The 26,876-nt window shown below is 74.1% G+C and carries 29 protein-coding genes; 15 read left to right on the forward strand and 14 right to left on the reverse strand.

The features are described 5' to 3' along the window. Positions 1-216: 216 nt before the first annotated feature. The 3 genes from TR48_RS38720 to TR48_RS09860 form a co-directional block, all read right to left on the reverse strand. Positions 217-1,161 (reverse strand): hypothetical protein, encoded by a 945-nt coding sequence (locus tag TR48_RS38720; protein WP_052442536.1) that lies wholly within the window; start codon positions 1,159-1,161, stop codon positions 217-219. After that, positions 1,155-1,850, reverse strand: coding sequence for a hypothetical protein (locus tag TR48_RS38725; RefSeq protein WP_152627882.1), 696 nt, complete (start codon positions 1,848-1,850; stop codon positions 1,155-1,157). Before TR48_RS38725 ends, TR48_RS38720 begins: the two co-directional genes overlap by 7 nt. A 139-nt stretch (positions 1,851-1,989) precedes the next feature. Further along, positions 1,990-2,790, reverse strand: a complete 801-nt coding sequence (locus TR48_RS09860) for a hypothetical protein (RefSeq protein ID WP_042365617.1) — start codon at positions 2,788-2,790, stop codon at positions 1,990-1,992. A 499-nt stretch (positions 2,791-3,289) separates the two neighbouring features. On the opposite strand from TR48_RS09860, the gene TR48_RS09865 reads away from it, so the two are divergent. Both TR48_RS09865 and TR48_RS09870 read left to right on the forward strand, forming a co-directional pair. Beyond that, on the forward strand, positions 3,290-3,742 hold the full coding sequence (locus TR48_RS09865) for a MaoC family dehydratase (protein WP_042365618.1): 453 nt from the start codon (positions 3,290-3,292) through the stop codon (positions 3,740-3,742). Between the two features lie 271 nt (positions 3,743-4,013). Further along, a complete protein-coding gene (locus TR48_RS09870) occupies positions 4,014-5,273 on the forward strand; it encodes an MBL fold metallo-hydrolase (protein WP_084729158.1) in 1,260 nt (419 codons plus the stop codon). 12 nt (positions 5,274-5,285) lie between these two features. Here the strand turns inward: TR48_RS09870 and TR48_RS09875 are convergent, their stop codons facing one another. From TR48_RS09875 to TR48_RS09890, 4 genes are all read right to left on the reverse strand, one after another. Further along, positions 5,286-6,050, reverse strand: coding sequence for a class I SAM-dependent methyltransferase (locus tag TR48_RS09875; protein WP_042365619.1), 765 nt, complete (start codon positions 6,048-6,050; stop codon positions 5,286-5,288). 31 nt (positions 6,051-6,081) lie between these two features. After that, positions 6,082-7,329 carry a M23 family metallopeptidase gene (locus tag TR48_RS09880; RefSeq protein WP_042365620.1) on the reverse strand — a complete coding sequence of 416 codons (1,248 nt, stop codon included), beginning with the start codon at positions 7,327-7,329 and terminating at the stop codon, positions 6,082-6,084. A 148-nt stretch (positions 7,330-7,477) separates the two neighbouring features. After that, positions 7,478-7,918 carry a VOC family protein gene (locus tag TR48_RS09885; protein WP_063770957.1) on the reverse strand — a complete coding sequence of 147 codons (441 nt, stop codon included), beginning with the start codon at positions 7,916-7,918 and terminating at the stop codon, positions 7,478-7,480. A 28-nt stretch (positions 7,919-7,946) separates the two neighbouring features. Then, positions 7,947-8,759, reverse strand: a complete 813-nt coding sequence (locus TR48_RS09890; protein WP_084729121.1) for an enoyl-CoA hydratase/isomerase family protein — start codon at positions 8,757-8,759, stop codon at positions 7,947-7,949. Between the two features lie 103 nt (positions 8,760-8,862). On the opposite strand from TR48_RS09890, the gene TR48_RS09895 reads away from it, so the two are divergent. The 5 genes from TR48_RS09895 to TR48_RS09915 all read left to right on the forward strand — a co-directional run bounded on the left by TR48_RS09895 (position 8,863) and on the right by TR48_RS09915 (position 12,758). Next, a complete protein-coding gene (locus TR48_RS09895; RefSeq protein WP_042365621.1) occupies positions 8,863-9,339 on the forward strand; it encodes a pyridoxamine 5'-phosphate oxidase family protein in 477 nt (158 codons plus the stop codon). 135 nt (positions 9,340-9,474) lie between these two features. Next, a complete protein-coding gene (locus tag TR48_RS09900; RefSeq protein WP_042365622.1) occupies positions 9,475-10,404 on the forward strand; it encodes an acyl-CoA thioesterase in 930 nt (309 codons plus the stop codon). Positions 10,405-10,493: 89 nt separating this feature from the next. Next, positions 10,494-11,285, forward strand: a complete 792-nt coding sequence (locus tag TR48_RS09905) for an inositol monophosphatase family protein (RefSeq protein ID WP_042365623.1) — start codon at positions 10,494-10,496, stop codon at positions 11,283-11,285. A 141-nt stretch (positions 11,286-11,426) separates the two neighbouring features. Further along, positions 11,427-11,972, forward strand: a complete 546-nt coding sequence (locus TR48_RS09910) for a Rieske (2Fe-2S) protein (RefSeq protein ID WP_042365625.1) — start codon at positions 11,427-11,429, stop codon at positions 11,970-11,972. A gap of 156 nt (positions 11,973-12,128) precedes the next feature. Then, complete coding sequence (locus tag TR48_RS09915; protein WP_084729123.1) at positions 12,129-12,758, forward strand: TetR/AcrR family transcriptional regulator; 630 nt, start codon at positions 12,129-12,131, stop codon at positions 12,756-12,758. A gap of 43 nt (positions 12,759-12,801) precedes the next feature. Here the strand turns inward: TR48_RS09915 and TR48_RS09920 are convergent, their stop codons facing one another. Continuing rightward, a complete protein-coding gene (locus tag TR48_RS09920) occupies positions 12,802-13,830 on the reverse strand; it encodes a helix-turn-helix transcriptional regulator (protein ID WP_042365627.1) in 1,029 nt (342 codons plus the stop codon). A gap of 101 nt (positions 13,831-13,931) precedes the next feature. Here TR48_RS09920 and TR48_RS09925 point away from each other — a divergent pair, with 101 nt between their 5' ends. Next, positions 13,932-14,330, forward strand: a complete 399-nt coding sequence (locus TR48_RS09925) for a VOC family protein (protein ID WP_042365628.1) — start codon at positions 13,932-13,934, stop codon at positions 14,328-14,330. A 22-nt stretch (positions 14,331-14,352) separates the two neighbouring features. Here TR48_RS09925 and TR48_RS09930 read toward each other — a convergent pair whose 3' ends face one another. From TR48_RS09930 to TR48_RS09945, 4 genes are all read right to left on the reverse strand, one after another. Beyond that, positions 14,353-14,811 carry a hypothetical protein gene (locus tag TR48_RS09930; RefSeq protein WP_042365629.1) on the reverse strand — a complete coding sequence of 153 codons (459 nt, stop codon included), beginning with the start codon at positions 14,809-14,811 and terminating at the stop codon, positions 14,353-14,355. Between the two features lie 48 nt (positions 14,812-14,859). Then, positions 14,860-15,750, reverse strand: coding sequence for a helix-turn-helix domain-containing protein (locus TR48_RS09935; protein ID WP_042365630.1), 891 nt, complete (start codon positions 15,748-15,750; stop codon positions 14,860-14,862). A 95-nt stretch (positions 15,751-15,845) separates the two neighbouring features. Then, positions 15,846-16,037, reverse strand: coding sequence for a hypothetical protein (locus tag TR48_RS09940; protein ID WP_042365631.1), 192 nt, complete (start codon positions 16,035-16,037; stop codon positions 15,846-15,848). A 134-nt stretch (positions 16,038-16,171) separates the two neighbouring features. Further along, positions 16,172-17,980, reverse strand: coding sequence for a glycoside hydrolase family 15 protein (locus TR48_RS09945; protein ID WP_042365632.1), 1,809 nt, complete (start codon positions 17,978-17,980; stop codon positions 16,172-16,174). A 147-nt stretch (positions 17,981-18,127) separates the two neighbouring features. Between TR48_RS09945 and TR48_RS45350 the strand changes: the two genes are divergently transcribed. The 6 genes from TR48_RS45350 to TR48_RS09975 all read left to right on the forward strand — a co-directional run bounded on the left by TR48_RS45350 (position 18,128) and on the right by TR48_RS09975 (position 25,613). Further along, a complete protein-coding gene (locus TR48_RS45350) occupies positions 18,128-18,943 on the forward strand; it encodes an SAM-dependent methyltransferase (protein ID WP_042365633.1) in 816 nt (271 codons plus the stop codon). Beyond that, positions 18,940-21,135, forward strand: a complete 2,196-nt coding sequence (locus TR48_RS41770) for a putative bifunctional diguanylate cyclase/phosphodiesterase (RefSeq protein WP_236652085.1) — start codon at positions 18,940-18,942, stop codon at positions 21,133-21,135. Before TR48_RS45350 ends, TR48_RS41770 begins: the two co-directional genes overlap by 4 nt. A gap of 312 nt (positions 21,136-21,447) precedes the next feature. Further along, positions 21,448-22,257, forward strand: coding sequence for a glycosyltransferase family 2 protein (locus TR48_RS09960; protein WP_170183526.1), 810 nt, complete (start codon positions 21,448-21,450; stop codon positions 22,255-22,257). After that, positions 22,254-23,750 carry a glycosyltransferase family 2 protein gene (locus tag TR48_RS09965; RefSeq protein WP_084729127.1) on the forward strand — a complete coding sequence of 499 codons (1,497 nt, stop codon included), beginning with the start codon at positions 22,254-22,256 and terminating at the stop codon, positions 23,748-23,750. Before TR48_RS09960 ends, TR48_RS09965 begins: the two co-directional genes overlap by 4 nt. Next, positions 23,728-24,816, forward strand: a complete 1,089-nt coding sequence (locus TR48_RS09970; protein WP_063770954.1) for a glycosyltransferase family 2 protein — start codon at positions 23,728-23,730, stop codon at positions 24,814-24,816. Before TR48_RS09965 ends, TR48_RS09970 begins: the two co-directional genes overlap by 23 nt. After that, the gene (locus TR48_RS09975; protein WP_236652086.1) at positions 24,813-25,613 is read left to right on the forward strand and encodes a polysaccharide deacetylase family protein; all 801 of its coding nucleotides are present in this window, start codon (positions 24,813-24,815) and stop codon (positions 25,611-25,613) included. Before TR48_RS09970 ends, TR48_RS09975 begins: the two co-directional genes overlap by 4 nt. Before the next feature lie 8 nt (positions 25,614-25,621). On the opposite strand, the gene TR48_RS09980 is transcribed toward TR48_RS09975, so the two are convergent. Then, the gene (locus TR48_RS09980; RefSeq protein ID WP_042365635.1) at positions 25,622-25,870 is read right to left on the reverse strand and encodes a hypothetical protein; all 249 of its coding nucleotides are present in this window, start codon (positions 25,868-25,870) and stop codon (positions 25,622-25,624) included. A 162-nt stretch (positions 25,871-26,032) separates the two neighbouring features. On the opposite strand from TR48_RS09980, the gene TR48_RS43055 reads away from it, so the two are divergent. After that, positions 26,033-26,170 carry a hypothetical protein gene (locus TR48_RS43055; protein ID WP_161789799.1) on the forward strand — a complete coding sequence of 46 codons (138 nt, stop codon included), beginning with the start codon at positions 26,033-26,035 and terminating at the stop codon, positions 26,168-26,170. 54 nt (positions 26,171-26,224) lie between these two features. Here the strand turns inward: TR48_RS43055 and TR48_RS09985 are convergent, their stop codons facing one another. Then, entirely contained in the window at positions 26,225-26,875 is a 651-nt protein-coding gene (locus TR48_RS09985; RefSeq protein WP_042365636.1) for an MOSC domain-containing protein, read from the reverse strand. Between the last annotated feature and the right edge of the window lies 1 nt (position 26,876).

Consider the following 26,876-nt stretch of genomic DNA (forward strand, 5'->3'; position numbering starts at 1 on the left):
CGTTGCGGGGCGCGCGCGGGTGCGGCGGCCGGGCGTTGTCCGGCAGTGAGCGTCGGCGACGCGGGGGCTTCCACCGTGGTTCGCCTCTTTCCTTCGTCCGTGGCGTTGCTGTGCGTTCCTTGCGGTGCGTTCCTTGCGGTGCGTCCTTGCCGTTCCGTGCGGTGGTGCGTTCGGTGCGGTGGTGCCTACCGTGCGGTGGTGCCGTGGTGAGCGCGGTCAGTTGAGGACCTGGATCTCCTTGACCGCGAGGTCGATCTGGTTGGCGCTCTGCATGTCGTCCAGGCCGAAGTCGCCCGTCTCGCCGGTGCTGGCCGTCCAGCGCACGTGCCAGCCGACCAGGGCCGAGATGACGTAGGCGTCGTTGGCCTTGTCGTAGGTGTAGGAGCAGCCGGAGACGAACCCGGCCTTCTTGTCGAACGCCGTGCCCGGTCCGTCGCAGACCGTCTGGCCCGCGCCGGTGCTCCAGGTGACCCCGGTCGACCAGACGTAGGCGGTGACCGAGAGCCCGGGCACGCTGGCAGTGGCCCACGCGGGCGTGCTCGGCGCGATGTAGGTGTTGTGGTAGCCCTTGCCCTGCTTGCCGATCCAGAGCATGACGGGGGAGTTGACCAGGCCGTGCTGTCCGTTGCCGGGCGCGCTGTGGATCACCGCGGCGCGGCGCGGGATCTTCGCGATCGCCCAGGCGGCCAGCTCACCGGGCGTCACCTGCGGTGGCATCGGGGGCGGTGCGGCCATCCAGAGGGTGACGGTGCCGCCGCCCGCGTTCAGGGAGCAGGTACGGACGTAGACGGCGCCGTCGCCCGGTTGGTGCCCCTGCCAGAGCGGGTCGCCCGCCGGAGGCTGGGGCGCCATCTGCATGTAGTAGCAGCCGTCCTGCGCGGAGAGCCAGCCGATGCCGGGGATGTAGCAGGCCATCGGGGTCTGGCCGTACCAGCAGGCGCCGCCACCGCCGCCCCCTCCGCCGCCCGAACCGCCGCCGCCCGTCGGGGGCTTGCCGCCGCCGCCCACGATCACGCAGACGTAGCTGTTGTCGCACGGGCCCACGCCCGCGTGCGCGGTGCCGCCCGCGCCCACGAGACCGCCGAGCGCCAGGGCGACGGCGACGCCGGCGCGCGCCCACGTCCGTCGGCCCGGTCGGCGCACGGGCGGGCCGCTCAGCATGTTCTGCCCGTCTCGCGCGTGACTTGACTGATCATCCAGGCACCTCCGACGGTTCGGGCCGTCACCTCGAGGGGATAGCGCAGCAGTCGGTCGCCGGGCTCGCTGGTCCGGCCGCCCTGGGCCGTCACCTGGTGCCAGCCGGAGACGTCCAGGCAGTCCTGGAGCGTCGCCTGCTGCTCCGCCGGGTCGCCGCGCAGCGGGCCGACCGAGGTGACCACGGGGTGGATCTGCGGCGCCCCCGACATCAGCAGCCCGGCCGAGACGAGCCGCACCACGTTGGCGTAACTGTCGCTCAGCGCTTCCCCGGTGGCGTAGGTGGACAGGTCGCTGCCGTCCGCATGGCCGGTGGACATGGCGCGTACCTGGGCCGACCAGTAGCCGCGGTAGGCGCGGAGCACCACCTCGGCGGACGGACCGCTCAGGCCCTGGGCCGGGCGCAGGCTGGGCGGCGGCGCGCTGACGGGGTTCGACGGCGCGCCGTCGAGCGTCTGGGCGCTGCCGCTGTTGCCGCAGGCCGCGAGCACCACGCTCACCGCGCCGACCAGCACCGCAGCCGCGAGGCGGCGGCAGAGGTCCCCAGGCCGGCCCGCCGTGGTGTCCGTCGCGACCGCCCGTTCCGGCTCGTTGACCGGGTGGGCCCTTTGGTCGCGTAAAGGGTGGTTCAGGAATGCGGGTCCCAGACGCCGCATGGCTCCCCCCTTGCCGCCGAGTACCCAGTTGACGGTGTTCAGCACCATATGCCTCGCACAGCGTGCTGTCCCGGCTTGTGGCTGAAATTCTCTCCACGGTAATGCGCACGTCAAGGTCACTCACAGGAATATGCCGAAGTCAGTACCCGGGAGGCGCCGGACCGCGTCGTGGACCGGTTCTGAGCAGGCCGCGCAGCAGCGCGCGGTTGCGCAGCAGCAACCGGCTTCCCTCGGGCGGACCGAGCCAGTGCGCGGCGGCCGGGGAGCCGCCGCCCCGACCCGCCGCCGCCTGCGGCGCGTCCGGGTCGAGAGCGAGAAGGGCCGGATGGAGCGTGCCCGGATCCAGCACGGCCGGCGCACCCGGCAACCCGACGTCAAGGAGCGCGTCGAACGCCTCCGCAAGTGTTCCCGCGCGGCCGTGCACCGGCGCACGCCCCCGGCGCGGGGGCTCGTAACGCGCCACCCTCCCCCAGATCGGCACCGAACCCGTCGCCGTGACGGTCCGTGCCCACTGCGGCCACTCCTGCCACGCCTCCTGGTCCGCCGTCAGGTCCACCACGAGCAGCGCCTCCGCGGCGGAGCCGTGGGCCATCGCGCTGGTCACCCAGTCGCAGGCGAGCCCGCGCTGCGCCGCGCTGTCGCGCAGGCTGCCCGCGACGACGAGCACGGGACGCCGGCGGCGCGGGTCCCAGGCGAGCTGTCCCGCGAGGTACACCAACAGCAGCCGTCCCTCGCGCGCGGCCGCCTGCTGAAGGGCGGCGAGCGCGGCGTTCGCGTCGGCCTCAGGGTGCACGGTGGTGACCCGGCAACGTCCGGGACCGGCGTCCGCGAGCGTCGTCGTGACGGCACGCCAGAAGCGCTGTGCGCCCTGCGCCGCACCGAGCGAGCCGCCGAACGCGCGCTCGTCGGGGCACTCGGCACCGAGGAGCACGAGCTCCACCCCGAGATCCACGCCACCCCCACACCTGACACCTGACCACACCGGAACGTTCCAGAAGGCCGCCACCGAAAGACGCCCCCGTGCGCGCAACCCCAGGTCGGAACCGTCCCCCCGGCGTCCGCCCCATACGCCTCACCTGCTCGCCCCGGCCCTCTACCCCCTGCCACCGCACAGAAAACCGGCCACCCACACCTCGCCGCCGCTTCCCGACGCACTCGGAGCGCACGCGCACGGAACCCGCAGCGCCCAAGCCCCACGCGCCCGGCGCGCAGGCGGCCTGCGCCCGGTACCCGAAGCGAGCCCATCCCGGCGGGGCGTGCCCGAGGGGCGGACACGATCGAGATGCGCGCCGCGCACGGGCGGCGGGCGGACCCGGCCTGACCGCCGCGCGACCTCCCGCACGCCTCGGCCCGCCTTCGCATGCCCCAGCCCCGACCCGCCAAGCGTCGTGACCTGCGCCACATTCAGGTGGACCGGACCGGGGGCTACGCTCCGGAGCATGACCACCTTCGCCTCCCTTGAGGACCTCGCCGCCGCCGTCGGCACCGAGCTCGGCAGCAGCGACTGGCATCTCGTCGACCAGAAGCGCGTCGACCTGTTCGCCGAGGCCACCGGCGACCACCAGTGGATCCACGTCGACCCGGAGCGCGCCAAGGACGGGCCGTTCGGCACGACCATCGCGCACGGCTACCTGACCCTGTCGCTGATCCCCGTGCTCGCCAAGGAGTGCTACAGCGTCGAGGGCGTCCGGATGGCCGTCAACTACGGCTCGGACAAGGTGCGCTTTCCCGCCCCCGTCCCGGTCGGCTCCTCCGTCCGGGCGACGGCCGAACTGGTCTCCGCCGACACGGTCTCCGGCGGCCTGCAGGTCGTGGTCCGCTACACCATCACCAGCAAGGGCGCCGGGAAGCCGCACTGCGTCGCCGACACGATCACCCGCTTCTATGCGTGAGGCAGGCGTGACGCACGCGTGATCCCCGCCTGACGGAGCAGGCACGGCCGGTCGCCGCCCGGGCGACCCGGGTGGCGCGCGGGTAGGCTGCGAAAGATCGTCACGCAGTTCACCGCTCACCGCGTCTCCTGGAGGTGCTGTGCCCGGCCGTGCCCGTCCCGAGGGGTCCCCGCGTCCCGCGGAACCGACCTCGCCGTCCCTGCTGCTGGACTCGCTGCCCTCTCTCCCGTCCGTCTCGCTCCCCTCGGTCAGCGAGCCGCTCGCCGAACGGCTGGAATGGCTCGGCCGCCTCCGTCGCCCGGGCGGTGTCCGCCCTGAGGGCTTCGGCTGCGCGGCCGAGCCGACCGGCGAGCGACTGGCCAGGATCCGGCGCTCGCCGCAGTTCGTCGACGGGGCCTTCCGCAACCCCGTCCGCACCCGGCGGATGCTGCCCGGCACCACGCTCGCCGCGCTGCAGGCCGGGCTCACCGAGAACCGCGACCGCCGCCGCCCGGCCCGCGCCGTGCCCGTGCACCGCCTCACCTCCGAGCAGCTCGCCGCGCCGCCCGCGAGCGGGCTGCGGCTCACCTGGCTCGGGCACGCGGGCGTGCTGGCCGAGATCGGCGGACGCCGGGTCCTGTTCGACCCGGTCTTCGGCGAGCGCTGCTCGCCCATCCCCGGCTTCGGCCCGCGCCGGCTCCACCCGGCGCCGATCCCGCCCGCCGAACTCGGCGCGGTCGACGTCGTGGTGATCTCCCACGACCACTACGACCATCTCGACCTGCCGGCCGTGCGAGCTCTCGGCGCGTGCGGCGCGGTCTTCGCGGTGCCGCTGGGCGTCGGCGCGCACCTGGAGTTCTGGGGCGTCCCGCCGGAGCGGATCATCGAGCTGGACTGGCACGAGTCCGCGGAGGTCGCGGGACTGACGCTGACGGCCGCGCCCGCGCGTCACTACTGTTCGCGCGGCCCGCGCACCAGCCGCTACCAGCTGTGGGCGTCCTGGATCGTCGCGGGGGGCGACCGCAGGATCTACCACAGCGGCGACACCGGCTACTTCCACGGCTTCGCCGAGACGGGCGCCCAGCACGGGCCCTTCGACGCGGCGATGATCCAGATCGGCGCGTACAGCCGGTTCTGGCCGGAGGTCCACATGACGCCCGAGGAGGGCGTGCGCGCCCACCTCGACCTCGGCGGCGGCGTGCTGCTGCCGATCCACTGGTGCACCTTCGACCTCGCCCCGCACGCCTGGGACGAGCCGATCGAGCGGACGATGGAGGCGGCGCTCGCCCACGAGGTCCCCCTCGCCACGCCGCGGCCGGGGGAGCCGTTCGAACCGGACGAGCCGCTGCCGCAGCGCGCCTGGTGGCGCGCGGTCGCGGCCCCCGGCGCGTACGAGGACGTCGACGGCGACACCCAGTCGCTCGTCCCCGTCCTGCCGGAGCTCAACGCCGACGCCGCCCCCACCGACGCCACCGCCGACGCCACCGCAGCCGGCGGCGCGGACCGGCCGGACGAGGACGACGAGAACGACGCGGTGCGCGCGCCCGCCTGACGGCGCCCCGCCTCAGGTGCGGCGCAGAGCCAGCAGGCGGAAGGTGGGGTCCGGCCGCCTGCGGTCCTGGTCCGGCAGCGCGGCGAGCCCGTCCAGGACGCGCCGCCGGTCGGCGGGCGCGAGGCGGTCGGCCCAGAACTGGTACCGGTCGGCGCGGATCAGGTCCGCGAGGGTGGCGGGCGTCGTGCCGCGCAGATGCGCGGTGAACGCCCCCTCGGCGACCGGCTCCAGCCCGACCTCCGCCCCGTGCGCGACGATCCGCTCGGTCGCGTCCTGCTCTGCGGCGCCCACGGCGTTGCCCCGGCGCGGCCGCAGATCCCCGAGCACGGCGTCGATGTCGCTGCCGACGTCGTGGCAGGCGTCCTTGTCGACCGTGCAGACCACCACCCCGCCGGGACGCAGCACCCGCGCGAACTCCGCGACGACGGGCCGTGAGTCCGGCACCAGGTGGAGCAGCCACACGCTCGTCACCGCGTCCAGCGTCCCGTCCCGGAACGGCAGCCGCTCCGCGGTCGCGCGCAGGGCGCGCCCGGGCATGCGGGCGCTCGCCAGTCGCAGCATGGCGTGGGTGAGGTCCACGACGACGACCTCCCGTTCCGGGCGGGCGAGCCTCCGGCTGATGATCCCGGTGCCGCCGCCGACGTCGGCGAGCAGCCGCACGTCAGCGGGCAGCAGGTCCTCCAGCCCCTCCGCGGCCGACCGGGCGCGCACCTCGCCCCCGCGCGACTCGTCGTAGCGGTGCGCCTCGGTCTCCCAGGAGAACGTCCGCTTCGTCATGCGGGCAGGCTACGCCCCGCATGATCGGCCGTCATCGGTGCGCGGCGGTCCTCGGGAAGTCGACCAGGTCGAGGTAGAGGGGCAGGCGGCACCGCTGCTGCTGCGGCCTGACGCCGCGCGCGTAGGTGAACCGCCGCCCGTCGAGGACGTCCGTCACGACGTTCTCCGAGGCGGCCCGGCCGCGCAGCAGGAACCGGTCGAAGGCGTAGGGGATGCCCTGGGAGGCAAGGGCGGACGGCCGGTCCATGACCTGGAAGTGCAGGTGCGGCGCGGCGCTGTTGCCGCTGTTGCCCACCTGGCCGACCTGCTGTCCGACGCGCAGGTGCTCGCCGAGGTGGACGCGCCCGCGGACGCTGCCCGGCTTCATGTGCGCGTACAGGGCGTAGTAGGTGTGGCCGGCGTAGCTGAACTTCTCGATGACGTGGTTGCCGGCGAAGTCCGCCAGCGGCAGCTGTCCCAGCGGCGGTTCCATGGTCGGCACCTGGTCGGGCAGGCCGTCGCGCAGCTCGACGACCTCGCCGTCGGCCGCGGCGGTGACGGGGGCGCCGTAGTACGCGTAGCTGGAGAGCTTGACCGCCGGTCCGGTGAAGAGCCGGTCGTGGTCGTCGAGCTTGATGAAGTCGATCCCTGAGCGCTCGGGGTAGTTGGTCCGTCCGTCGAGCGGGTTGACCGACCCGCGGTGGGCGGTGACGATCGAGCAGCATCCGTTCGCGTCGAACCAGCGCGTGCCCGACAGCGGCGGCGCGACGACGGGCGCGGGGAGGTGGGAGACGGCCGTCGGCGCGACGGTCACGGTGACGTCGGCCGGTACCAGGCCGCCCGCCTGTCCCTTCGGGAACCTCACCCAGATCCGGTGGACGATCTGACGCGGGACGCTCGCCCGGTTCGGGACGGTGGCGTCCATCCAGACGATCCCCTCCTGCCCGGCGCCGAGGACCGCGCTCGGCCCGGGGACCGTGCCGATCTGTGCGATGGCGAAGTGCGCGGCGACCTGGTTGCCCGTCAGCGAGTCGAGCACCCGGGAGGGGTGCCCGCGGTCGAGGGCCAGGACCGAGTCGATCGTCGCGGGATCGGTGCCGAAGTTCACCAGCAGCAGCTCGTAGGGCATGTGGATGCGGCCGTCGGTGCCCTCGACGGGGACCGGGGAGACGCTCGGCGTGACCGAGACCGCGGTGACCTGATCGCGCGCGGGTCGCGCGGTCCCTTGGGCGGCGGCGGGAGCGCCGCCCGACAGGCCGACGACGCCGGCCAGGACGGCCGAGGCGACAACTCTCCACATGGTCGTTCCCCTGGGGTCGGTGGGCGCGCGGCCATGAAGCTCCCGCACCTGGATTCGGACCGACCCTAAGTCGCCCGTCCCGCAGGCCACGGGCGTTGATCCGAGCGTGGGTGTGTCGCCGAGCCGTCCACCCGGCCGTCCGCCCGCGTCAGCCGATCCGCTCGGCAAGCGCGACGATGACGCCCGCCGGCCCGCGCAGGTAGCAGAGCCGGTAGACGGACTCGTACTGCGCCACGCCGCCGAGCAGTTCGGCGCCGTGGGCGCGCAGGCGGGCGATGGTGTCGTCGATGTCCTCGACGGCGAACATGACCCGGTGCTGACCGAGGGTGTTGGGCGGCGGGTTCGGCGGCACGGGGGCGACTGGCGCGGGGTGGCGGTAGGTCGACAGCTCCAGCCTGCCGTGGCCGTCCGGGGTGCGCATCATCGCGATCTCGCTGCGGACGCCGTCGAGCCCGACGGTCTGGTCCGCGAAGAGGCCCTCGACCTCCTGCCGGCCTTCCAGCTCCAGGCCGAGCTCGGTGAAGAACGCGACGGCGGCATCCAGGTCGTCGACGACGATGCCGACGTTGTCCATCCGCAGAAGGGTCATGCGCCCGAGCATAGGACCACGCCGGCGCTCACCGGAGCCGCCACGGCGTCCTCGCGCCGGAGGCGAAGGCCGCCTGCCCCGCGGCGAGGGACGCGGGGTCGTTGCCGACCTGGATGAGCGTCTTGGCGACGTCGAGGGCCTGCCGGTAGCCGAGCTCCTGCGCGTACCAGACCGCGCGCAGCGTGGCCTGGACGGCGAGCGGGGGCTGGGAGGCGAGGGCGGCCGCGGCCCGGCCGGCGGCCTCGCGCAACTCGGACGCGGGCACGACCTCCTGGACCAGGCCGATCTCGTACGCGCGGCGGGCGCCGATGCGCTCGTGGCTGCCCATCAGCTGCATCCGCATCACCTCGCCCAGCGGCATGCGCTGCAGCATGGCCATGGACTCGAAGACCGACGCCATCCCGTAGGTGGTGTGCGGGTCGAAGAAGGTCGCATGCTCCGCCGCGATGATGAACTCGACCTGGCCGAGCAGGTAGAACGCCCCGCCGCAGGCCATGCCGTTCACGGCGGCGATGACGGGCTTCCACAGGTCGCCCGCCGTCTTGGGGCTGATCCAGTCGCCGGGGTCGTCGAAGTGCAGGGGTGTGCCGCCGCGGGTGCCGACGCGCAGCTCGGGGTCGGCGAGAGCGCCGCGGTCGACACCGGTGCAGAAGGCGCGGTCTCCCGCGCCGGTGAGGACGACGACGCGGACGGAGTCGTCCGCGCGCAGCTCGCGCCAGAGCGTGCGCAGTTCGCGCAGCATGCGGGCGTCGAAGGCGTTGTGCACCTCGGGGCGGTCCAGCGTCACCCAGGCGACGCCGTCCTCGCCCGCCTCGTAGTCCAGGGTCTCGAAGCGGCTCACTGGGCTCCTCCCGCACTCGGCGCATGGAAAGTCTGGCGCACTGAACAAGAACACGTTCTACTGGTGCCTCATCGTCCGGCATCCCGGCGGGAGGGGGAAGGCCATGCGCGAACAACGGCACGGGCGCCGCATCATGATGACCCCCGAGGAACGTGACGCGTTCCTCGGCGCGCAGCGCACCTGCCGGGTCGCGACGGTGTCGGCCGACGGGCGTCCGCACGTGACGCCGCTCTGGTTCGCCTGGGACGGCTCCGCGCTGTGGCTGTACTCCATCGTCCGCAGCCGCCGCTGGGCGGAGCTGCGGGCCGACCCGCGCGTCGCCGTCGTGGTCGACGCGGGCGAGGAGTACGGGGAGCTGTGCGGCGTCGAGGTGACGGGCTCCGCCCTGCCGGTCGGCGAAGCGCCGCGGACCGGGGCGGAGCCGGTGCCGGAACTGGAGACCGTCGAGAAGACCTTCGCGCTGAAGTACGGCTTCGGCGAGCGGATGTTCCACGACGGACGCCACGCCTGGCTGCGGATCCGGCCGGAGACCCTCACCTCCTGGGACTTCCGCAGGCTCGGCGGCGAGTTCCGGCGCTGAGACGCGCCGTGCGCGCCGTGCACGCCGAACGCGCCGAACGCGCCGAGCCGCCGGGAGGCGTCGCAGGGCCCCGCTGACTTGCAAGGTTGTGCAGATCACAGCTGCCTGGCAGTTGCGGTCTGAAACGATAGGGCGGTGACAGCCGCGACACCGCACCAGCCAGCCTCCCCGTCCTCCCCCGCCGGGCCCGAGATCAAGGGGTTCGACGACCTGCTCAGTCTCGACGAGATCGACCAGGGCCTGTTCCGGGGCTGGTGCCACGCCGGCGCACCGCTGCGCGCCTTCGGAGGGCAGGTCGCGGCGCAGGCGCTCGTCGCGGCCGGACGCACGGTGAGCCCGGGACGGCTGGTCCACTCGCTGCACGGCTACTTCATGCGGCCCGGCGACCCGCGCCGCCCGCTGGTCTACGAGGTCGAGGCGCTGCGCGACGGCGGCTCGTACACCACGCGCCGGGTCACCGCGATCCAGAACGGCGAGGCCGTCTTCACCCTCTCCGCCTCGTTCAAGACCCCGGAGGAGAGCCCGGACCGCCAGCGCGAGATCCCGGACCTGCCCGACCCCGAGGGCCTGCCCGACCCGTACGCCGCCTGGGCGGCGGGCGGCCCCGAGAACTACTGGGGCACCACCGGCCGGCTCACCCTGGACATGCGCATCGTCCCCCGCGACCGCCCCGGGCTGCCCGTCGAACTGCCCGGCGTGGTGCAGCAGTTCGTCTGGCTCAAGTCGGCGCAGCCGCTGCCGCAGGACGAGCCGCTGATGCACGTGTGCGCCCTGGCCTACCTCTCCGACCTGACCCTCGCCTCGACCGCCGCCCTGCACGTGCAGGTGCCGCGCGCCGAGCGGACCGAGCCGTCGCAGATCAGCCTGGCCTCGCTGGACCACGCGATGTGGTTCCACCGCCCCTTCCGCGCCGACGAGTGGCTGCTCTTCGCCCAGCGCAGCCCCTCCTCCTCCGACGGCCGGGGCCTTGCTCAGGGCGAGTTCTACACCCGTGACGGCCGCCTCGTCGCCTCCGTCGTCCAGGAGGCGCTGATCCGCATCCGCAGACCCAAGCCCCAGGCCTGACCCGGCCGCCGGCCTCGGCGGCGGCCCCGCGACGCGGCGGCCGTGGTCCGTGCCGCCGTCGGCCGACCGCAGGCCCTAGGCTGACGGGCATGAAGATCGACGACGTGACCGAGATCCTGCGCGAGGCGGCGGAGACCGTCGTCATGCCGCGCTTCGGGGCGCTCGCAGCCGGTGAGGTGAGCGAGAAGACCCCCGGAGAGCTCGTCACGGTCGCCGACCGGGAGGCCGAGGCGCTGATCAGCCGACGGCTGCGCGACCTGCTGGACGCGCCCGTGGTCGGCGAGGAGGCCACCGCCGCCGATCCGACGCTGCCGCGCGCGCTGAACGAGTCGCCCGCGGCGTGGGTCGTGGACCCGATCGACGGCACCGGCAACTTCGTCGCCGGACGGCCCGGCTTCGCCGTCATGGCGGCACTGGTCCGCGACGGCGAGACGGTCGCCGGCTGGATCCTGCGGCCCGTGGACGGGACCGCGTACGTCGCCGAGCGCGGCTCGGGCGCGTGGCGCGGCGGGACCCGCCTGCGGCGCGCCCCCGCGCCCGCCGATCCGGCCGCGTTGCGCGGGGACGTGCTCACCCGCTTCCTCGACGAACCGGCAAGGGCCCGCGTCGCCGCGGCCGCACCCCGGTTCGCCTCCCTCGGCCGCGGGGCGAGCTGCGCGGGCGTGGACTACCCGCGCCTGGCCGAGGGCGAGCGCGACTTCGTGCTGTACCGCCGCATCCTGCCCTGGGACCACGCGCCCGGCACGCTCCTGCTCGACGAGGCCGGCGGCCACGCCCGCCGCCTCGACGGCTCCCGCTACCGCCCGGGCGAGGACCGTTCCGGCCTGCTCGCGGCGGCGGACCCGGACTCCTGGGAGCGGGCGCGGGCGCTGTTGGCCTGAGCGGCGACGCGCTGACGCGCCGATGCGAGGCTCATGTGGAGCTCGTGTGGAGCTCGCGAGAAGGTCCCGCGGTGGTTGAACCGGGGTGGCGGCGGGTGCGTAAACCATCCCCAACGGCCCCTCACACCACGGGAGTACCACATGACGACCACCCCGCAGCGGACGAACGAGGACGAACCGGACAACGCCCAGCCGGCCGCCCACCTGCCCGCGCGCCGCACGCTTCTGGCCGGCGCCGGAGTCGTCGGCGTCTCCGCCGTGCTCGCGGCGTGTTCCAGCGCCGGCGGCAGCAGCTCCTCCGATGCGCCGCCGTCGCAACAGGGCGCCGCCGGCGCCCCGAGCAGCGCGCCCAGCAGCGCGCCGTCCCAGGGCGGCGGGAGCGCGGGCGGCGGGGGCACGGGCACGGTCCTCGGCGCGACCTCGGACGTGCCGGTCGGCGGAGGCAAGGTGTTCGCGGCGGAGAAGGTCGTCGTCACCCAGCCTACGGCCGGGAACTTCAAGTGCTTCACCGCCGTGTGCACACACCAGGGCTGCACGGTGAGCAGCGTCTCCGGCGGGACCATCAACTGCCCCTGCCACGGCAGCCAGTTCCACATCACCGACGGCTCGGTCGCGGGTGGTCCGGCGCCGAGCCCGCTCGCGGAGGAGAAGATCAGCGTCAGCGGCGGGCAGATCTCGCTGACCTGACGGTCGGATGAGAACGTCATTCCACTTCCGGGGGACGCCCGTGCGTCCCCCGGAGCCCCGCCCCGCCTGCCTCGGCCGGGTGGTCGGCCCTCCCGACGGAGAACCGGCTGACGAGGCGTCATACACGTGCAACGGGGTTCCCGGTACGATGGCGGCGTGTCCAAGGTAGACCTGTCACCGAGGCCCGTCGAGACCATGTCTCCTCGCCAGCTGGAACGCCGGAAGCACCTGATCGACGCAGCTCTGACCCTGGTCTCGGAGACCGGTGTGGAGCGGCTGCAGATGAAGCAGGTCAGTGAGCGCTCCGGGGTCGCCCTCGGTACGACGTACCGCTACTTCTCCTCGAAGGACCATCTGCTGGCCGCGGCGGCATCCGACTGGCGCGCCAAGCTGATGGACGATCTGGCCGCGGAGCTGCGCGGCTCCGTTCCGCCCACACGCGGCAGCGACCGCGTCGTCCGCTTCGTCCGGCGCGGCATGCGCGCGTTCCAGCGCCAGCCCAACCTCGCGCGTCTCCTGGTCACCGTCACGGTGTCCACGGACCCCTTCGCCAGCGAGGTCGTCGACGCGATGGCGGCGACCGGGCGCGCCTCCCTGCTCGCTCTCATGCCCGACGTCCCGCCCGCAGCGCGGGAGGTGGTCCCCCATCTCATCGACGCGGCCTGGCAGAGCGAACTGGTCGCCTGGGTCACCGGCCGCAGCACCCTGGCGGACGCCTTCGCCCGCCTCGAGGAAGTCATCCGCCTCGTCCTCGCCCCGTACGGAGCGGGGTCGCTCGCGGTCTGAACACGCGGGGCTCTCCATTGCGGGGCGCCCAGACCGAGGGCGCTCAGCCTTCGCGGGCGCAGGACGCAAGCCGGTCCGCGAGGGCGGCGACGAGGTCGCGCAGCTCGTCGGGGCGCTCGATGACGAACGGCCGGTCGAGGGAGGCGAGGAGCGGCGGCAGCCAGTCGAGCCGCTCCGCCCGCAGTTCGACGCGCAGCCAGCGCTCGGCCGCCGGGTCCCGGCCCGGCGTGGGGTCGCGCATGGGCGCGGGCTCGTGCGTGGGCGCGTCCTCGTGCTCCGAGAGGGTCGCGAGGCCGGCGGGGAATCGGGTGCGGATCTGCTCGGCGGTCCCGTGGATCCGCAAGGCCACCTCATGCCGGTGCTCGGCGGCGGCGAAGCCGGACAGCAGGCGCTCGGCCGGGCTCGGGCCGCCCTCGGGCGCGTCGAAGGAGCCGGGCAGGGTCCGCGCGTCCGCGACGCGGTCGAGCCGGAAGGTCCGTTCCTCGCCGATCCGGGCGTCCACGCCCGTGACGTACCACCGGCCGCCGTGGGCGACGATCCCGTAGGGGTGCAGCGTGCGTTCGCTGCGCTGTCCTTCGCGGTCGGTGTACCGGACGGAGACCGGTCGGCGATGGCGGACCGCGTCGGCGACGGTGAGCAGGACCGCGGTGTCCGGAGCGTCGGACTCGCGGGGCCGGTCCGTGAAGTCGAGGGTTTCGAGAAGAGCGTCCAGCCGACGGGCGATGTGCTGGGGCAGCACCCGGCGGATCTTCGCCGACGCCGTCTCGTTGGCGGTGCGCTGGGCCGGCGTCAGCCCCGCCCGGCGACCGGCGACCAGGCCGAGCAACACGGCCAGCGCCTCGTCGTCGCTCAGCATGAGCGGAGGCAGCCGGTAGCCGGGCCCGAGCCGGTACCCGCCGTAGCGGCCGCGCACCGACTCGACCGGCACGTCGAGGTCGATCAACTGGTCGACGTACCGCCGCACCGTGCGTCCCTCGACGGCGAGCCGGTCGGCGAGCTCGGCCACCGTGCGGGTGCCGCCGGACTGGAGCAGCTCCAGGAGTGTCAGCACGCGTCCAGTGGGTCGGGGCATGTTCGCAGCCTAACGCGAATACTGGACCGATTCTGTCCTCTATCTCTCCTAGCCTGCGTGGTGAACGACCCGTTCACCTTCAGCACAGCCGAGGAGATCCCATGGACTTCATCTCGATCCGCATCATCACCGCCGACGTGGCGCGCCTGGTCGCGTTCTACGAGCGGGCCACGGGCGCGCAGGCCACATGGGCCACCGAGGACTTCGCCGAGCTCAGGACCGCGGGCGCGACCCTGGCCATCGCCGGCACCCGCACGGTCCCCCTCTTCGCCCCCGGCTCCGCCCGCCCGGCGGAGAACCACAGCGTGATCACCGAGTTCCTCGTCGACGACGTGGACCGCGTGCACGAGAACCTGACGACCTTCGTCACCGACTTCGTCGCAGGCCCCACCACGATGCCCTGGGGCAACCGCTCCCTGCTCTTCCGCGACCCGGACGGCAACCTCGTCAACTTCTTCACCCCCGTCACCCCGGAGGCCGTCGCGAAGTTCGCCCGCTGAGGCGGCGCCAGCGGGCCGCACCTCAGCGGGCGGCGCCCTCGGCCGCGTAGACGCGTTCGGCACGGCGGAGGGCGGTGCGGAGGTGGGACGGGTCCGTCAGGAGGCCGCTGCCGTCCGGGGGGATGAGCCAGTGGTAGGGGCCCTGGGAGACGCGGGGGAAGGGGACGCGGAGCGGCTGGCCGCGGCCGGCGGTGGTGACGCCGCGGATGGGCGGGGACCAGCTCGCGGCCGTGCCCACCGGGACGAGGACGGAGACGAGGCGCTCCGCGACCGCGCACAGCGCGGGGCCGGCGGCGCCGGCGAGGCGGAGACGGTCGAGGGCCTCGAGGCCGAGCTCCAGCTCGGCGCGGACCACGTCCCAGACGACGCCCACGGCGAGTTCGGCGCTGCCGTCGGAGCGGCCGTTCCATTCGGCGAGGGTCGAGCCGGGAACGGGCGCCGCGCGCAGCAGCCAGCCGATCGCCCGCGCGCTGTCCGCCATGGCAGGAGGGTAGGGCCTGGCCCACCTGCGACGCACTCCGATTGCGCGTTATTGCGAATCTCGTCCCAGTTGAGGCGGCACGGACGCATCAATCACCTCTTCGGACCGCACGCACTCCGCCAGGACCGAGGAGACGATCGCGCGCGCCGCCGAGCCGTAGCGCGCGACGGTGACGTAGCGGTCGAAGACCTGTCGGTACAGGGCGATCTCGGTCGCCTCGGAGACGTTGACCTCGGCCGTCCAGGTCTCCACCTGGACCAGCCGGTCGTCGAAGATCCAGAACGAGTGCAGCGGCGCCAGCGGCAGCATCGCCGTGTCGGGGATGACCCCGAGGCGGACGCCCGGCAGGGACGCCACCGCCAGCAGCCGGTCCAGCTGGCCGCGATGCGCCTCGGGCGGACAGAGCCGGGCGCGCAGCGCGGCCTCGGTCAGCACGAAGTGGAACTCGTGGCCCACGTGGTAGAGCACACGCTGACGCTCCATCCGGGCCTCCACCGCCTGCGGGACGTCGTCGGGCGTGCCCTGCAGCGCGACGAGCGCGGTGAACAGCGAGCGCGCGTACTCGGCGGTCTGGAGCAGGCCGGGGACCATGCCGGGCTCGAAGACGCGCAGCACGGTGGTGGCCCGGTCGAGCTCCATGCCGACCCGCTGACGCGGCGCGTGGCCCGCGCGCAGCGAGCGGCGCCAGGTGACGTAGTGGCTGTCCAGGGCCTGGAGCCTGGCGGTGAGTTCGGCGGCGGCCCCCGGCTGGCCACAGGCGAGGGACCAGGCGTCGAGGTCGGCGGTGGTCGGCGTCTGCCGACCGTGCTCGATCCGGGAGACCTTCGACGGCGCCCAGCCGAGCCGTTCGGCCAGCTCCTTGCCGTTGAGGCCGGCGTCCCGGCGCAGCCGGTGCAGCCAGGCACCCAACGCCTCGCGTTCGCGCTGAAAGTCCGTCATGCCGCCGCCCCTCCCGAACGCCCTCCCGAGGACCCGGCGGGTTCGCCCCCGACCCGGACTCGACGCCCGGCCCGGTCCCGGCCCAGGGCCCGGTCTCAGCCCAGGAAGGTCAGCAACTCCCGCGGGATCTCGACCGCGTCCTCCCCCGGCAACAGATCCCGCAGCTGCTCGCGCGCGTGCGGATCGGTGACCGCGTACCCCTGGACCACCAGGGTGCCCCGGTCGGTGGCGTAGAGGGTGGGGCAGTTGCCGTTGTTCGAGGTGGTCCCGAGGAAGGTGAGCCGCATGGTCAGGGGGATCCCTTGGCAGGTGCGTTCAGTGACAATTGCTAGCACTCCTATGACAGAGCGCGCAAGAAGAGTGACACACCGTAAGGTGTGCACCGCGGATACGACGGCGCGCGCCACCGGGAAAGCGCCCCTCACCCACCGTTCAGCGGAGTGTTCAGCGCGAACGCCGCGTTGACCAGGGCGACGTGGGTGAACGCCTGCGGCGCGTTGCCGAGCTGGCGCCGCGCGACCGGGTCCCACTGCTCGCTGAGCAGCCCGAGCTCGCCGCTGGCCGCGACGGTGCGGTCGAACACCTCGGCGGCCTCCGCCCGGCGTCCCCCGAGGGCCAGCGCTTCGGCGAGCCAGAAGCTGCAGGCGAGAAACGCGCCCTCGCCGCCGGGCAGCCCGTCGGGGGTGGCGGCCGGGTCGTAGCGGCGGACGAAGCCGTCGAGGTCGAGCTCGTCGCGGATCGCGTCCACGGTCCGCGCCACGCGCGGGTCGTCGGCGGGCAGGAAGCCGCACTGGGCGAGCAGCAGCGTGGCGGCGTCGAGCCCGTCGCCGCCGTAGGCCTGCACGAAGACGCCGCGCCTGGCATCGTAGCCGTGCGCGCAGACGTCGGCGTGGACGGTGTCGCGCAGCGCCCGCCACTGCGCGAGCGGCGCGGGCAGCCCGGTGCTCTCGGCCATCCGCACGGCCCGGTCCGCCGCCACCCAGCACATGACCTTGGAGTGGGTGAAGTGCCGTTTGCCGCCGCGCATCTCCCACAGGCCCTCGTCGGGCTCGTGCCAGCGGGCGGCGACGGTGGCCATCAAGGACCGGAACAGGCTCCAGACCTGGCGCTCCATGGGGATCCCGGCCTCCAGCGCCCGGTGCAGCATGTCGGCGACCTCGCCCTGGATGTCGAGCTGCATCTGCGCGACCGCGGCGTTGCCGAGCCGGACGGGCCGGGAGCCGTCGTAGCCGGGCAGCCAGTCGGCGACGGTCTCGGGCAGGGCCCGCTCCCCCGCCACCCCGTACAGGGCCTGGAGCCCCGAGCGGTCCCCGGCGATGGCCCGCAGCAGCCAGCGCCGCCAGGAGGCGGCCTCCTCGCGGTAGCCGCCGCGCAGCAGCGCAGCGAGCGTGAGGCTGGCGTCGCGCAGCCAGCAGTAGCGGTAGTCCCAGTTGCGCGGGCCGCCGACCCACTCCGGCAGGGAGGTGGTGGGCGCGGCGACGATGCCGCCGGTCGGCGCGTAGCTGAGCGCCTTGAGGGTGAGCAGCGAGCGCAGCACGGGCGCGCGCCAGGGGCCCTGGTAGCGGCAGCGGGCGGACCAGTCCTCCCAGCCGTCGAGGGTCTGCCGCAGGCTGCGCTCGGGGTCGAAGCGGCGGGCGGCGGCCAGGTGCGAGGGCTGCCAGGTCAGGGTGAACGCGACGCGTTCGCCGGCCGCGACGGTGAACTCGGAGCGGGTGCAGCCGTCGGCGCCCTCCCCCGCGCCGTAGGTGTGGACGCCGGGCGGCACCGAGAGCCAGGCGGCGTCCGGTCCGGCGACGGCGACCCGGTGGTGGCCGGTGCGCCGCACCCACGGGACGACGCGGCCGTAGTGGAAGCGGACCCGCAGGCTGCCGCGCATGGCGACGCTGCCGTCCAGACCCTCCACCAGGCGGACCAGGCGCGGCGGCTCGCCGTCGCGGTCCGAAGGCCGCTGCGGCATGAAGTCCAGCACCCGGACCTCGCCGTCGGGGGTGCGCCAGCGGGTCTCCAGGACGAGGGTGTCGCCGAGGTAGCGACGGCCGGCGGGGTGTGCGCCGTCGTAGGCGGGGGCCAGGGTCCAGTGGCCGTGGCGCTCCTCGCCGAGGAGCGCGGCGAAGCAGGAGGGCGAGTCGAAGCGGGGCAGGCAGAGCCAGTCGACGGAGCCGTTCGCGCCGACGAGGGCGGCCGTGCCCAGGTCTCCGAGGAGCGCGTAGTCCTCGATCCGTCCCGCCATGTGTCCGTCCCGCCCTGCGTCGACGTATGGCCGAGGTCGATCCCGTGCGAAGTACCGCCGCTTTTGCGCTCTTTGTCATAATATGGTGCCTCGCAGCCTCGGAATGTCGCTACCGCTGCCGCTCCCTACTGGGAAAGGAGCGCGCCCGTGGCCCATCACACCTGGCAGACCTGGTCGCCCAGCTGGGTCGACCTGGAGACGCCGAACGCCGCCCGCGTCTACGACTACTACCTCGGCGGCAGCCACAACTTCGAGGCCGACCGGCGGATGGCGCGCCAGGCCATGGAGCAGTGGCCGGACCTGCCCAAGATCATGCAGGCCAACCGGGCCTTCCTGCGCCGTTCGGTGCAGTATCTGGCGGCACGGGGCTTCACCCGCTTCCTGGACATCGGCTCCGGCATCCCGACTCTCGGCCCCGTGCACGAGGTGGCCCGGGAGCTCCAGCCCGAGGCGCAGGTCGTCTACGTGGACCGCGATCCGGTCGCGGTGGCGCACAGCCAGCTGATGCTGGAGGAGGACCCGCTGTGCCGGGTCGTCCAGGCGGACGTGACCGAGCCGGACGAGCTGCTGGCCCAGCCGGACGTCGCGGCCCTGCTGGAGCCGGGCGAGCCGGTGGCGCTGCTGCTGGTCGCGGTGCTGCACTTCGTGCCCGACGAGCTGCACCCGCACGCGCAGGTGGCGCGGCTGCGCGACGCGCTGCCGCCGGGCAGCGCGATGGTGCTGTGCCACGCCTGCCGCGAGGGCCGCCCGGACCAGGTCGGCCCGCACCAGGACATCTACGCCCGCACCCGCACGCCGCTGACGATGCGCGGCCACGCGGAGATCGGGCGCTTCTTCGACGGCTTCACCCTCGTGGATCCGGGCCTGGTCTACCTGACGCAGTGGCGTCCCGACAGCCCCGAAGCGGTGGGGCCGCATCCGGAGCGGCTTCCGGGCCTCGTCGGGGTCGGGCTGTTGCCGTGACCGCCGACCCACGGGGACCCGCACCGCCGCCACCGCACGCCGGGAAGGAGCCTCCGGACGCCGCGAACCCCGCGAGGGCCCAGGACGCCGGCTCGGTCGCGTCCCCGCAGGCATCCTCGCGCACGTCACCCCCGCCGCCGTTCCCGGAGCGCTGGACCGCGATGCTGCGCCGCCACGGCACCCCGCTGCACCCGACCAAGGTCGCGGCGCTGGGCGCGCGGACGGCGGCGATGATCTGCGACGGACGGCCCGGCCAGGCCGCGACCGCCCTGGTCGCCGCGCACTTCACCGACCCCGACCTGCTGGTCGAGGCGGTGGAGCTGCTGCGCGGAGCCCCCTCGCAGGAGGGCGACCCGGCCGGCGCCTTCGCCGCCGCCTGGGCGATCGCCCTGCGCGAGCGCACCCTGCGCCAGCAGGAGACCATCCGCACCGCCGCCGACGTCGCCCGTCGCGAGGCGGAGCAGGCGCTGCACGCCTCAGAGGCGCGGTTCCGGGCCCTGTTCGAGCACGCGGCCGTCGGCATCGGCGTCGGCAGCGTGGACGGCGAGATCCTGGCCGCCAACCGCTCGCTGCTGGAGATGTTCGGCGCCCGGCTGGAGGATCTGCGCGGCCGCGCGGTCACCGACCTGGTCCATCCCGAGGACACCCCGGAGATCTGGCATGCCTACGAGGACCTGATCGGCGGGCGACGGGAGAGCTTCCAGTGCGACAAGCCGTACTACCGGAAGGACGGCCAGGTGGTGTGGACGCACCTGACCGTCTCGCTGATCCGCGACGAGGACGGCACACCGCGCTACCAGGTGGCGATGCTGGAGGACATCACCGACCGCTACCGCCTCCAGGAGCGGCTGCACCACCAGGCCACCCACGACCCGCTGACCGGCCTGCCCAACCGCGCGGCGTTCTTCGAGCGCCTGGAGGAGCTCTTCGCGAAGGCTCCGCCGGGCGCGCACTTCGGGCTCTGCTACATCGACCTGGACCGGTTCAAGATCGTCAACGACTCGCTCGGCCACGCCACCGGCGACCAACTGCTCGTCGAGGTCGCCGGAAGGCTGGCCACGGCGCTCGGTCCGCTCGGCCACACGGTGGCCCGGCTCGGCGGCGACGAGTTCGTCGTGCTGCTGGAGCACTGCGGCGGCGAGCACGACGCCGTGGCCGCCGCCCGCACGGTCCTGGGCGCCCTGCGCGAGCCGATCCTCATCGACGGCCACAAGCTGGCCGTCGGCGCCAGCGTGGGGGTGCTGGAGCGGCCCGTCGGCACGATCACCCCGGGCGCGGCGGTGCGCGCGGCCGACCTGACGCTCTACCGGGCCAAGGAGGCCGGCGGCGCCCGCTGGACGCTCTACGACGCCCGGACCAACGCCGAGGCCGTGAGCCGCTACACCGTGTCGGTGCGGATGCCGATGGCGCTGGACCGCGGCGAGTTCTTCCTGGAGTACCAGCCGCTGTGCTCGCTGGCCGACGGCTCGCTGACCGCCGTCGAGGCGCTGGTGCGCTGGCGGCACCCGCTGCTGGGCACCCTGGGCCCGGACGAGTTCGTCCCCGCCGCGGAGGAGACCGGCCTGATCCTGCCGCTCGGCCGGTGGATCCTCAGTCAGGCCTGCGCCCAAGGGGCGGACTGGCAGCGCCGCTACGGGCAGCGGGCCCCGCAGGTCAACGTGAACATCACGGCGCGTCAGGCCCGCAGCAAGGGACTGATCGCCGACATCGGGCGGATCCTCGCCGACACCGGCCTGGAACCCGGACTGCTGCAGCTGGAGATCACCGAGAGCACCGCGCTCGGCCCGCGCGACGAGTCGCTGCGGGTCCTGAACGCCCTGGTGGACCGGGGGATCACGCTGGCCGTCGACGATTTCGGCACCGGCTGGTCCAACCTCGCCTATCTGCGCGACCTTCCGCTGTCCGGCCTCAAGCTGTCCAGCTCGTTCATCGCCGAGCCGTCCGCCGAGCCGGTGCCGGACTCGGACGTCGCCTGGCGCATCATCGGCGGCCTCGCCGACCTCTCCCGCAGCCTGGGACTGACGCTGACGGCGGAGGGCGTGGAGACGCGCGAGACCGCCGAGCGGCTGCGCGCCCTGGGCTGCGACTGGGGTCAGGGCTGGCACTTCGGCCGCCCGGTCACGCCGGAGCAGCTGGAAGAGCTGTTCCTGGCAAATCCCCAAAAAGGGACGAATAGCATAAAACCCAGTTAAATTGCCTTGACTTCCGCCCCTCCAGCTGAGGATGATGTTCCCCTGGCAGTCGTCGGCACGGGTCCTCGATCCGGCCGTCATCGGCTGCCGACGTGGTGGTCGACGCTTCACGCGTCAAGATCGACCGGCGGCACGGGGGCGAGGCTCGGGGGCGGGCTTCGGAGTCAGGGCTGGGGCACTCCGCCGATGCGATCGTTCCCGACATCGTGCGGGCCCGTAGGCCCGCGCAGCGGTGGCGCACGCCCCGACGGCGCATGCCCTGCCGCCCTCCGGAGAGGCTTATCTCCGATGAGCACCGGCAAGCCCCTGACTATGCCCCCCATCCCTCGCACCGCGGCCGGCGCAGTCCCCCGGCGTCGCGCCACGGACCTCCCGCGGACCCGATCCACCGTCAGCCTCGTCATCCCCGCCTACAACGAGGCGCGCAACATCCCCTGGGTCTTCCAGGAGATCCCGCGCTGCGTGGACGAGGTGCTGCTGGTCGACGGCGACTCCTACGACGCGACGGAACGGATGGCACGGCTGTGCCGGCCCGCCACGCGCATCCTGCGGCAGGACGCCCCCGGCAAGGGCAGCGCACTGCGCACCGGCTTCCTCGCGGCACGCTGCGACTACGTGGTGATGCTCGACGCCGACGGCAGCATGTGGCCCGGAGAGATCCCGCACTACATCCACTTCCTGGACAACGGCTACGACTTCGTCAAAGGCTCGCGTTACATCGCGGGCGGCGGCTCCCAGGACCTCACGACGATCCGTTCGTTCGGCAACAAGCTCCTGGTCGCCGCGACCAACCTGCTCTACGACGCGGGTCTGACCGACCTGTGCTACGGGTTCTGCGCCTTCCGGCGCAGCTTCCTGGACGAACTCGACCTGCACGCGCCCGGGTTCGAGATCGAGACGGAGATGGTGGCGCACGCACTGCGCTCGGGCCTGCGCGTCGCCGAGGTCCCGAGCCTGGAACTCCCCCGCCGCGCCGGACGGTCGCACCTGCACGCGCTCTCGGACGGCCGACGCGTGCTGCGCACCTTGTTCGCCGAACGCCCGAGGCTCTCCGAGGGCGTCCGGCAGGCGGTCGGCGCGGTGGCGGGAACGGGGTCGGCTCCCGCGAGGGCGGACCGATGAGAGGCCACGACCGGCGCTCCGAAGCAGCCTGTCCCTGCCTTGCCGCACGCGATCTGCGCTACACCCCCGTCCGGGTCGTGGAACTGGAGCTGGACCGGCCGCAGGAGCTGCGCGCGCCGGGCGGCCTGGGTCCCGTCGTCCCGAGCGGACGCGTGTCGGCGCTGGTGCGACTGCACGGACACCCGCTCGGGCTGGTCCAGGCCGACGGCGCAGCCGGCGATCCGGCCGGGCTCCGCCGGGCGCTGGTCGCTGCCGCTTACTGTGAACTGCCCATCCCGGAACAGCGAAGCCCCGAACGGCACGGACCCGAACAGCGCCGTACCGGGGAGCGACGCCGTCAGCAGCGCCGCCGTGAGCCGTGGGGGCCCGACCCGGCCGCGCCGACGTCCCGATCCGGGGCGACCGTGAGCGTCGTCGTGGCCACCCACAACCGGCCGCAGTCGCTGCAACGCTGCCTCGACTCGCTGCTGCGCACCCGCTACCCCGGCCTGGAGGTGCTGGTCGTCGACAACGCGCCCGCCACCGCCGAGGCGCGGGAACTGGTCCTGACGCGGTATCCGCCGCAGGTGCGCTACCTGCGCGAGCCCGTGGCAGGCCTGGCCCGCGCGCACAACCGCGGCCTGGCCGCCGCCCACGGCGCCGTGGTGGCGTTCACCGACGACGACACCATGGTCGACCCGCGCTGGCCCAGCGCCCTGGCCGACGCCTTCGCGACGGACCGTTCGGTCGGCTGCGTCACCGGGCTGATCCTGCCCGCCGAGCTGGAGACGCCCGCCCAGGCCGCGCTGGAGGCGCACGGCGGCTACGCCAAGGGCTTCGCCCCGCGCCGCTGGTCGCTGTGGGAGCCGCCGCGGGGCGAGCCCCTCTTCCCGTTCGCCAGCGGTCGGTTCGGCTCCGGCGCGAACATGGCGTTCCGGGCCTCCCTGCTGCGCCGCCTCGGCGGCTTCGATCCGGCGACCGGCACCGGCACCCCGGCGCGCGGCGGCGACGACCTGCTCGCCTTCTTCCGGGTGCTGACCTCGGGCGCGTCCCTGGTCTACCAGCCGGACGCGATCGTCTGGCACCACCACCGCCGCACCCTCGACGCCGTCCCCGCGCAGGCGTTCGGCTACGGGGTCGGCTTCGGCGCGTATCTCGCGGCAGCGGTGCGGCACCAACCGGCGGCGCTGCCCGCCCTGTTGAGAGTCCTTCCGCGCGGCGTGGGCGTGGCCCTGCGGGGTACGGGCGGACGCGACGCGCCCCGGTCGCCGCTCGCCGGCGCGAGCGCGGCCGAGCTGGCCCGGCTCCAACTGCGCGGGCTCGCCTACGGCCCCATCGGCTACCTGCGCAGCGCCCTCCAGGACAGGTACGGCGCGGGGCGCGGCAGCGGGCCGCGCCGGGGACGCGGCCTGGGACGCGGCCTGGGACGCAGGCTCGGACGCGGCGAGGGCCGGGGCCGGGGGCTCCCGACGACGAGGACGGTGAGACCGGGTGCGGCCGGCCCACGGCGCTGACCCCGGCGCCGCACCCACGCTCTCGGTGGTCGTCTGCTGCTACACCACCGACCGGTGGGACGACGTGCGCGCGGCCGTCGCCTCCGTGGCGGCCCAACGGCCGCCCGTGCTGGAGACCCTGGTGGTGGTGGACCACTGTCCCGCCCTGGAGCGGCTGGTGGAGCGGCTCGCGGACGGGACGCGGGTACGGGTCGTGGCGAACGCGGAACGCCGCGGCCTCTCCGGCGCACGCAACACCGGCGTGGCGGCGGCCCGCGGCGAGGTGGTGGCGTTCCTTGACGACGACGCGGCCGCGGAGCCCGACTGGGCGGCCGCGCTCCTCGCGGGCTACGCGCGCCGGGCCGAGGCGGACGACCCCGACGTGCTCGGTGTGGGCGGGGCCGTGCTGGCCCGCTGGGAAGGCGGGCGGCCGCGCTGGTTCCCGCCGGAGTTCGACTGGGTCGTCGGCTGCTCCTACCGGGGCGGACCGGAAACCGCCGCGCCCGTGCGGAACTTCATCGGCGCGAACATGTCCTTCCGCCGGGCGGCCCTCACGGAGGCGGGCGGTTTTCGCACCGACCTGGGCCGGGTCGGCACCCGGCCGCTGGGCTGCGAGGAGACCGAGCTGTGCCTGCGGCTCACCGCCTCCCGGCAGGACGCGGCACTGCTGCACCGGCCGGACGCGGTCGTCCGCCACCACGTGCCGCCGCAACGCGGGACCTGGCGCTACTTCCTGACCCGCTGCTACGGCGAGGGCCTGTCGAAGTCCGCCGTCGCCGCCCGCACCGGCGCGTCCCGCGCCCTGGCCAGCGAGCGCGCCTACCTGCGCAGCGCCGTCCCGCACGCCGTCGCCGCCGCACTGCTGCCCGGCCCGCGCTGGTCGCCGGGCCGCGCCCTGGCCCTGGGCGCGGGCGTGTCCGCGACGGTCCTCGGCTACGCCGCCGGAACGCTGGACCGGCTGAGGTCCTCGCGGCCGGACGCCGCCGCCACCGGCGCCCGTCCCGGTCGGCCGCTGCGTGCTCTCGCGACCTCGGCCCTGCTGTCCGCGCGTCCTGCCCGGCGTCGGGAGCGAGGCGGTGGGAGATGACCGCGGTGCCGGTGCTCGTCTACCACTCCGTCAGCGACTCGCCGTCGGAGTGGATCGCGCCGTTCACCGTCTCCCCCCGCGCCTTCACCGAGCAGCTGGACCGGATCACGGACGCGGGACTGACCGTGGTCTCGCTGCGCCGCCTGGTCTCCGCGATCCGGGGCGGCCCGGCGCTGCCCGCGCGTGCCGCCGTGCTGACCTTCGACGACGGCTTCGCGGACTTCTACTGGACGGTCGCCCCCCAGCTCCAGGCACGGGAGCTGCCCGCCACGCTGTTCGTCACGACCGGCGCCGTCCACCCGCCCGGCGGCGCGCCGTCGGGCAGCCTGCTGGGCCCGGCCGACATGCTGAACTGGCGCCAGATCGCGGGCCTGGACGCCGTCGGGATCGAGATCGGCGGGCACTCGGTCACCCACCCGCAGATGGACACCCTCACCAGCCGCGCGCTCTGCGTGGAGCTGGAGCTGTGCAAGCGGGAGCTGGAGGAGGCCCTCGGCCACTCCGTCAGCAGCTTCGCCTACCCCCACGGCTACTCGAGCCCGGCGGTGCGACGCAAGGTGCTCCGCACCGGCTGGGACTGCGCGTGCGGGGTGGCCAACGCGTTCAGCTCGACCTCCGACGACACGCTGCGGCTGGCTCGCCTCACTGTCCGAGCGGACACCTCTCCCGCGACGTTCCAGGGCTGGCTGGAGGGCCGGGGCGCACCCGTCGCCCCCTTCCCCGACCGCTGGTCCACCCTCGGCTGGCGTGCCTACCGCCGTCTGCGCGCCCGCCTCGGGCTCCCGCTGCCGCGCTGAGCCCGACCTCAGACGGGCGTGTGCCAGGTCCACTCGTCAGGTCCGCCGCCACGCCACTCGACCACGCCCGGCGCGTCCACCAGGGCGGTGTCCAGCCCGGCGCGACGCATGAACTCCACGACGTCGGCGGCGTCGCAGGCGTGTCCCACGGCCTGGTCGAGGATGTCGACTTGCCGGAACGGCGTGTCGCCGTGCTCGACGTCGACGGGGTGGACGACCACCTGGGGCCGCCGCTGCTCTTCCGGTGACTCGGTCATCGCTCCAGGCTGCCTCAGCCGAGACCGGTCGGCACGCGCACGACCCCCACCTGGCGCGCCGGACACACCCGGTGACCACCCGATCGGACGCCTCGACGAGCACCTGCCCCCCGCCCCTGCTGAGCTGGGCGCGCACACCAGGAACCGAGCAAGGAGTGCGCCATGCCGCAGAACGGCATCACCCCGCAGGATGACGACGTCGACGCCCTCGCCATGGTCGAGGACCCGGACGACGACGACATGTCGGACGACGAGTTCCTCGACGACATGGACGTCGTCCTCTCGGACGAGTGGCCGTAACCGTCCCCCTGCAACGGCTCCCGCGCTCGTCTCGTGGGAGCCGTTCCGTCGCGGTCACGCGGTCGTGCGCCGGCGGGCCGCCTCTCGGGCTTCCTCGGGCAGCGCGTCGGCGACCAGCAGCCGTGGGAGCAGGTCAGGCTCGAGAGTCATCGCACGAAAGACGAGTGCCACGCTGACGTCGTGGTCGGGCCGGTGCACGATCTCTACGGGGTCTCCGGCCCGGATCTCTCCCGGCTCGATCACGCGCAGGTACGCGCCTGGCACCGCGGCCCGGGTGAAGCGCTTGATCCAGCCCTCGCGCTCCAGCCACCCCTGGAACGTCGCGCAGGGAATCCGCGGGCACGACACCTCCAGGACCACGTCCGGCCCGATGCGCCAACGCTCACCGATCAGCGCGCCGTTGACGTCGACCCCGAGGGTTGTGAGGTTCTCTCCGAAGACGCCCTCGGCGAGCGGCCGTCCCAGCTCGGCCGCCCAGCCGTCGAGGTCCTCGCGGGAATAGGCGTAGACGGCCTGATCCGGGCCGCCATGGTGCTTGACGTCGTAGACGCGGTCGCCCGCGAGACCGACCTCGCCGGTGCCCTTGGGGCCAGGGGCGACGACGGAGACGGGGACGGCGACGGGCCGCTTGTCGATGCCTGTCGCGTGCAGCCGCTTCCACGGGTTGGGCCGCGGCTTGCCGATGTTGACGGAGAGCAGCCTCATG

Source organism: Streptacidiphilus neutrinimicus (assembly GCF_000787815.1).
GTDB lineage: Bacteria > Actinomycetota > Actinomycetes > Streptomycetales > Streptomycetaceae > Streptacidiphilus > Streptacidiphilus neutrinimicus.